The organism is Duganella sp. S19_KUP01_CR8 (genome assembly GCF_036688705.1).
In the GTDB taxonomy this organism is placed as follows: domain Bacteria; phylum Pseudomonadota; class Gammaproteobacteria; order Burkholderiales; family Burkholderiaceae_D; genus Rugamonas.
The window spans coordinates 196,441-202,560 of sequence record NZ_JAQQPR010000010.1 but is presented as its reverse complement, the minus strand read 5'-3'; the positions used below and the strand labels follow the sequence as shown (position 1 = coordinate 202,560).

Annotated in this window: 4 protein-coding genes and 1 riboswitch; of the genes, 1 reads left to right on the top strand and 3 read right to left on the bottom strand. The window is 66.0% G+C overall.

Going from position 1 to position 6,120, the window contains the following annotated elements:
• Positions 1–72: 72 nt before the first annotated feature.
• Entirely contained in the window at positions 73–429 is a 357-nt protein-coding gene (panD, locus tag V6M89_RS12760; protein WP_116993687.1) for an aspartate 1-decarboxylase, read from the bottom strand.
• 201 nt (positions 430–630) lie between these two features.
• Here panD and V6M89_RS12755 point away from each other — a divergent pair, with 201 nt between their 5' ends.
• Positions 631–2,370, top strand: a complete 1,740-nt coding sequence (locus V6M89_RS12755) for a GGDEF domain-containing protein (protein ID WP_332853509.1) — start codon at positions 631–633, stop codon at positions 2,368–2,370.
• 25 nt (positions 2,371–2,395) lie between these two features.
• Here V6M89_RS12755 and V6M89_RS12750 read toward each other — a convergent pair whose 3' ends face one another.
• Both V6M89_RS12750 and V6M89_RS12745 read right to left on the bottom strand, forming a co-directional pair.
• Complete coding sequence (locus V6M89_RS12750) at positions 2,396–3,994, bottom strand: serine hydrolase (RefSeq protein ID WP_332853508.1); 1,599 nt, start codon at positions 3,992–3,994, stop codon at positions 2,396–2,398.
• A 2-nt stretch (positions 3,995–3,996) separates the two neighbouring features.
• Positions 3,997–5,841, bottom strand: coding sequence for a M1 family metallopeptidase (locus tag V6M89_RS12745; RefSeq protein ID WP_332853507.1), 1,845 nt, complete (start codon positions 5,839–5,841; stop codon positions 3,997–3,999).
• A 90-nt stretch (positions 5,842–5,931) separates the two neighbouring features.
• Positions 5,932–6,104, top strand: a riboswitch (yybP-ykoY riboswitch).
• Positions 6,105–6,120: the final 16 nt, after the last annotated feature.

The window sequence follows — 6,120 nt, the reverse complement described above, 5'->3', positions numbered from 1 at the left end:
GAACTGAACCGTAGCCGCTGCTACGGTTCAGTTCGTGACAAAATGGGGGACCTGACCCCGGGTTTTTACAACTTATTTCATGCCTTTGATCTTGTTCTTGTCGTCGACGAACACGACCTTCGGCTTGTAGTCGCGGGCCTGGTCTTCGCTCATCGGCGCGTAGGTGCAGATGATCAGCAGGTCGCCCAGCTGGGCACGGCGGGCGGCGGCGCCGTTCAGCGAAATCTCGCCGGTGCCGCGCAGGCCAGGAATCGCGTAGGTGGCGAAACGCTCGCCATTGTTCACGTTGTACAGCTCAATCTTCTCGTTGACCCAGATATCGGCCGCGTCCAGCAAATCCTGGTCGATACCGCAGGAACCCTCGTAATTCAAATCCGCCTGCGTGACCGTCACACGGTGCAGCTTGGAACGCAGCATAACTCGTTGCATAGACATCTTCTTCATCCCTCAATTATTAAAAATTTAAGCTTTGCATCAAAACAAACAGCCCTGCCGTGACGCGAGGGCGCCATCCTACCATTAGCGGCCCACCGCGTCTCATTTCGCGCCGCCGCCACCGCCCCAACAACCACAGCCGCCATGCTTTATGGCATATTGCCAGCTAGCAAATAGGAATGCAGGTTGGCAGCAATGAGATTAACCCGATTATTCGCCCTCACCGGCGCCGTGCTGGCGGTGCTGGTGTGCGGCATGCTGGGGCGGCTGCTGTGGGGCGAGTGGGAGCACTACCGCGCCGCGGGCAGCGGCCACCACACGCTGCAACTGATGCAGCGCGCCATGATCGCCGCAGAAAAACTCTCCTTCGAACGCGGTCCGGTCAACGCCGTGCTGGGCGACCATGTGCCGGCCGATCCGATCTACCAGGCACGGCTGCTGCGCGCGCGCGCCGACACCGACCAGGCGCTGGCGCAGCTGCGGCGCGAACTGGCCGCCGAGCCGGTGCCCGCCGCGCTGACCGGCGCCCTGCCGCCGGCGCCGCTGGCCTCGCTGTACGAGGCGCTGGCCGCGGCCCGCCAGACGGTGGACCAGCTGGCCGCGCTGCCGCCGGCCCAGCGCACGCCGGAACGGCTGACCGCCGCCGTCGAACGCATGTTCCGGCTGGTGCCGCTGGCGCTGGACGCGGTGACCGGCTACACGCGCGCCTCGGAACAAGTCTATCCCCGCATCGGCCGCATCCTGGCCAAGGCCCGCCTGACGGTCGAACTGCGCGAGTTTGCCGGCCGCCTCGGCTCGGCGCTGACGGTGCCGCTGGCGTCCGCCCGGCCGCTGACCGAGAGCGACCACCAACGCCTGCAATTCCTGCGCGGCCGCATCGAGCAGCTGCGCCAGCTGATCAAGATCCCCAGCGGCGACATCGACACCGAGCCGCGCGTGCTGGCGGCGGTGGCGCGCATGGACCAAGTGTATTTCGACGCCGGCCAGCAACTGGTGGCCGAGGTCGAACAGGCCAGCCGCGCGGGCCGCGCCTACGGCATGGACACCGGCCAGTTCGCGCAACGCTACGTGCCCTGCATGGCGCCCATCCTGGCGCTGCGCGACGTGCTGCTGCAGGAAGCGCAGGCGCAGGCGCTGCGCGACTTCCAGGCCGCGCGGCGCGAACTGATGCTGGCCCTGCTGGTGGGCGCCGCCATCCTGCTGGCGCTGACCTTGCTGTTGCTGATCCTGCGGCGGCGGGTGGTGGTGCCGCTGCTGCGCGCCACGCGCGCGGTGGTCCGGCTGGGCAACGGCGACTTCTCGCTGCCGCCCAGCGGCGCCCGCCGCGACGACGAAATCGGCGACATGCTGCGCGCGCTGGCGACGCTGCGCGCCAACAGCATGGACCGCCAGCGGCTGGAGCAGGAACGGCTGCACCTGATCGAGGAACTCAAGGTGCGCGCCGACACCGATTACCTGACGGGCATCCTGAACCGGCGCGCCTTCACGGCGGCCGGCAACCTGCGCCTGCGCGGCGCCAGCGAGCGCAATGAATCGCTGGCGGTGATCCTGTTCGACGTCGACCACTTCAAGTCGGTCAACGACTCCTACGGCCACGACGCCGGCGACCAGGTGTTGATACGCATCGCCGAGGTGGTGCGCGACAGCCTGCGCGACGGCGAGATCGTGGCGCGCTACGGCGGCGAGGAATTCGTGGTGATGCCCGCCTGCTGCGGGATGGAGGCGGCGGGCGCGCTGGCCGAGCGGCTGCGGGCGGCGATCGAACGGGAGCCGCTGACGCTGTCCGACGGCCACATCCTGCGGGTGACGGCCAGCTTCGGCGTGGCCGTGGCGCACGGCCCGCACGCGGCGCTCGACGACCTGTTCCACGCCGCCGACCTGGCGCTGTACCGCGCCAAGCACAATGGCCGCAACCGGGTCGAGCGCCAAATATAAAGCTTACCGCGAGCCTGCTTCGCGCCTACTTCGCGGCCTGGTCGGACTTGGACGGCTTCACCGGCGTGAAATTCAGGTCGCGGAAGTCGTAGCTGAAGTCGGTCTCCATCGAAACCGGCGCCATCTTCATGCGCTCGATGCTGGCGTCCGGGTTCAGCGCGAACGTCACGTAGGCGTCGGCGTTGAAGTTGCGCTCCTTCCAGCGGACGATGAAGGTGTCGTGCTGGAAGTGCTCCAGCTCCCCCGTCAGGTCCGGCGTGCGGGTGAAGCTCATGATGCGCTTCTTGCCCTCCGCGCGTATCGTCACCTTGCCGTACCACGGGTCTTCATATTCGCCGTCGTAGGACGCCAGCGGCAGCGAAGGCGACGACTTGGCGGTGCGCGCGCCGACCTCCTTGCCCTGGCGCTCCAGCTCTTCCCGGTGCGCCGCCGCTTCCTGGTCGGCGTACAGCTTGATCCAGTCGCTGGCCGGCACGTTCAGGTACTGGTCCAGGATGCGCCAGTACAGCGACGCCATCGCCGGGCTGTTCTCGGCGTTGGTCAGGATGGCGATGCCCAGCTTCTCTTCCGGCACCATCAGCACCGTCGAATAAAAGCCCTGCAGCGCGCCGCCGTGCATGGCGATCTTGCGGCCCTTGTAGTCGCGCAGGCTGAAGCCCAGGCCATAGGCCGAGAAGTTGGGCTTGGTCGCGGCCAGCGCAGGTTTCGGTTCGCGGATGCGCATCGGCGTCTGCTCGGACCACAACTCGGCCAGCTGCTTGGCGCTGATCAGCTGCGTGCCGTTTTCCAGCTTGCCGCCACCCAGCAGCATCGTCATCCAGCGCGCGATGTCTTCGGCGTTGGTGTTGATGCCGACCGCGCCCACCGCGTTCTCCACCGGCATCGGCTTGACCACCGCCGCCTTGTCGTTGATCTTGCTGTGCGGCGCCGAGTAGTCGGACGTGGCCAGCATGTCGGCCACGCTGGTCTTGGTGCCGTTCATGGCCAGCGGCGCCAGGATGCGTTCCTGGATCGCCGCGCCCCACGGCTTGCCGGCCTTGGCGGCGATGATCTTGCCGGCCACGATGTAGAGCAGGTTGTCGTAGGCGTAGCTGTTGCGGAAGCTGGTGGCCGGCTTCACGTAGCGCAGCCGCGCGATGATTTCGTCGGTGCTGAAATTGGTGGTCGGCCACCACAGCAGGTCGCCCGCGCCCAGACCGAGGCCGCTGCGGTGCGTCAGCAGGTCGCGCACCGTCATCGCGCCGGTGACGTAGGAGTCGAACATCTGGAAGTCCGGCAGGTGCTTGGTGACCGGATCGTCCCAGGCGAGCTTGCCCTCGTCGACCAGCATCGCCAGCGCGGCGGCGGTGAAGGCCTTGGAGTTGGAGGCGACTTCGAACAGCGTCTTGCCGTCCACCGGCGTCGGGTCGCCCAGCTTGCGCACGCCGTAGCCGTTGGCGGCGATGACCTTGCCGTCCTTGACGATGGCGATCGCCATGCCGGGGACGTCGAAGGTCTTCAGCGCCTGGTTGACGTCGGCATCGAGGTTGTAGGCCGGCGCGGCGGCCAGCGCCGGGACGGACACCGCCAGCACCAGCAGTGCGGCAGTGGAAGCGCGGCAAAAAGTACGGGGGATTTTCAGCATCGTTATTTTTTAAATTGTTTGTCGACCGATCCCTGGGTGACCGGATGATAGTGCTCGCGCGCCTTGGCGTAGACCGACTTGGCCCATTCCTTGTCGGACGGGTTTTTCAGCAGCGCGGTGTACAGCGGCACCACGAACTTCTGGCGGCCCACGCTCATCAGGAAGGTGGTGAGCGGTTCGCGCACGTTGTAGCCGGCCCTGATCGACGCCAGGTAGAAGCGGTAGGCGATTTCGTTGTTGCCGCTCTTGCCCAGCGCGAACGCCTGGTCCAGCTCCCGCAGCTGCGTGGCGTTGGCCTTGCCGTCGATATCGTTCAGGAAGTGCATCCACTCCAGCGCGATCCAGTTCTTGCCGTTCAAGTCCTTGGTCGGCAGCTCGCCCTTCAGCCATGCCGTGCGCTGCGCATCCAGCGCGGCCAGGCGTGGCGAGGCCGCGTGCTTGGCGCTGGCCGGAATGCCGGCGCCGTACAGCCACTCGTCCAGCTCCGCCGGCGCCATCACTTCAGGATGCGCGTCCAGCAGGTTCTTTTTCAGGTAGACCACGAATTCGTCGGTGGTGGCGGACTTGAACGCGTGCTGGTCGAACCAGCCGCGCAGGAAGGGATCGAAGATCTCGCGGCCGGCGCGCTGCTCCAGGGTCCGCAGCAGCCACGCTCCTTTCGGATAAACCAGGCCGCTGTCGGTGTAGCTGGCGGAGCTGGTGTCGGCGTCGCGCGTGACCAAGGCCTGCTTGGCCGCCGGGATCGAAGGCAGCGAAGCCATCGCCTCTTCCTGCTCCACTTGCAGGTTCATCTCCGCCACTTCCTCGCCGTACAGCTTCTCGACGATGCGGGTGGTGACGTAGGTGGTGAAGCCCTCGTTGAGCCAGAAGTGCTTCCACGAGGCGTTGGTCACCAGGTTGCCGGACCACGAGTGCGCCAGTTCATGCGCGATCAGGTCGACCAGGCTGCGGTCGCCGGCGATCATGGTCGGCGTGAGGAAAGTCAGGCGCGGATTTTCCATGCCGCCGATCGGGAACGACGGCGGCAGCACGATCATGTCGTAGCGCTCCCACCGGTACGGGCCATACAGGCCTTCGGCGGCGTTGATCATCTTCTCGGTGTCGGCCAGCTCGTAGGCGGCGGCCTCGATGCGCGCCGGCTCGGCGTAGACGGCGGAGCGCGGACCGAGGTTGCGCACGTCGATCTCGCCGATGGCGATCGCCAGCAGGTAGGACGGAATCGGCTGCGCCATCTTGAATTTCCAGCCGCCGGCGCCGGTCGATTGCTGGTCGTTCTCGGCGCTCATCACCACCCGCATGCCGGTTGGCGCCTCGATGCGGGCGCTGTAGGTGAAGCGCACCGCCGGCGTATCCTGCACCGGCGCCCACGAGCGGGCGTTGATTTCCTCGGACTGGCTGAACATGAACGGACGCTTGCCGGACATGGTCTGCTGCGGCGACATCCATTGCAGCGCGGCGGCCGACGGCGCGGTGCGGTAGTACACGCGCACCTTCTGCGGCTGGAACGGCAGCGCGATGCGCAGCGCCCTGCCCTTTTCGGCGTCGGGCTTGTCCAGCATGAAGGAGGCGGCGCTCCAGCGGCCGTTCGGATTCAGCACCTGCACCTTGGCGATATTGAGTTCGTTCGTGTCCAGCACCAGCGTGCGGGCCGACTTGTCGATCCAGTTCAGCGTCAGTTCGGCGTAGCCGGCCAGCGTCTTGTGGCCAAAGTCGGCCTTCAGGTCCAGATACAGGTCGCTGGTGCGCACCTGGTCGTAGCGCGCGTAGCTCAGCGGATCGGCGTGGGCGGCGCCCAGCATCGTCAGGGCCGACAGGACGAACGCGGACAGGGTTTTTTTGATAGGCATGGTGGTCTTTTCAATGTGGTCCGAAGCGCGAAGCAGAATAGCATAGCCATGTATCGGCGATGTGTACATCAGCGATCCTATGCTATCATTCGGGCCGTAAGTGGGGAGTAGTCGGCTTGCGCCTCCCCGGCGCAAGAACCTGTGTCAACATAATCGGTCCGCAGACCGTGGTGCAGGTGGTTGAAAAACTTGACGAGACCATGATCGAGGTGCGGCCATGATGGGCCGGAGTCGCGCCTGGATCATTGGTTAATCGTTCCGGCCCGCGTACTACATTCA

What these genes read in the sequence shown, in the direction of transcription:
- V6M89_RS12750 (WP_332853508.1), bottom strand. Translation starts at nt 3,994, where the DNA reads ATGCTGAAAATCCCCCGTACTTTTTGCCGCGCTTCCACTGCCGCACTG.
- panD (WP_116993687.1), bottom strand. Translation starts at nt 429, where the DNA reads ATGCAACGAGTTATGCTGCGTTCCAAGCTGCACCGTGTGACGGTCACG.
- V6M89_RS12755 (WP_332853509.1), top strand. Translation starts at nt 631, where the DNA reads ATGAGATTAACCCGATTATTCGCCCTCACCGGCGCCGTGCTGGCGGTG.
- V6M89_RS12745 (WP_332853507.1), bottom strand. Translation starts at nt 5,841, where the DNA reads ATGCCTATCAAAAAAACCCTGTCCGCGTTCGTCCTGTCGGCCCTGACG.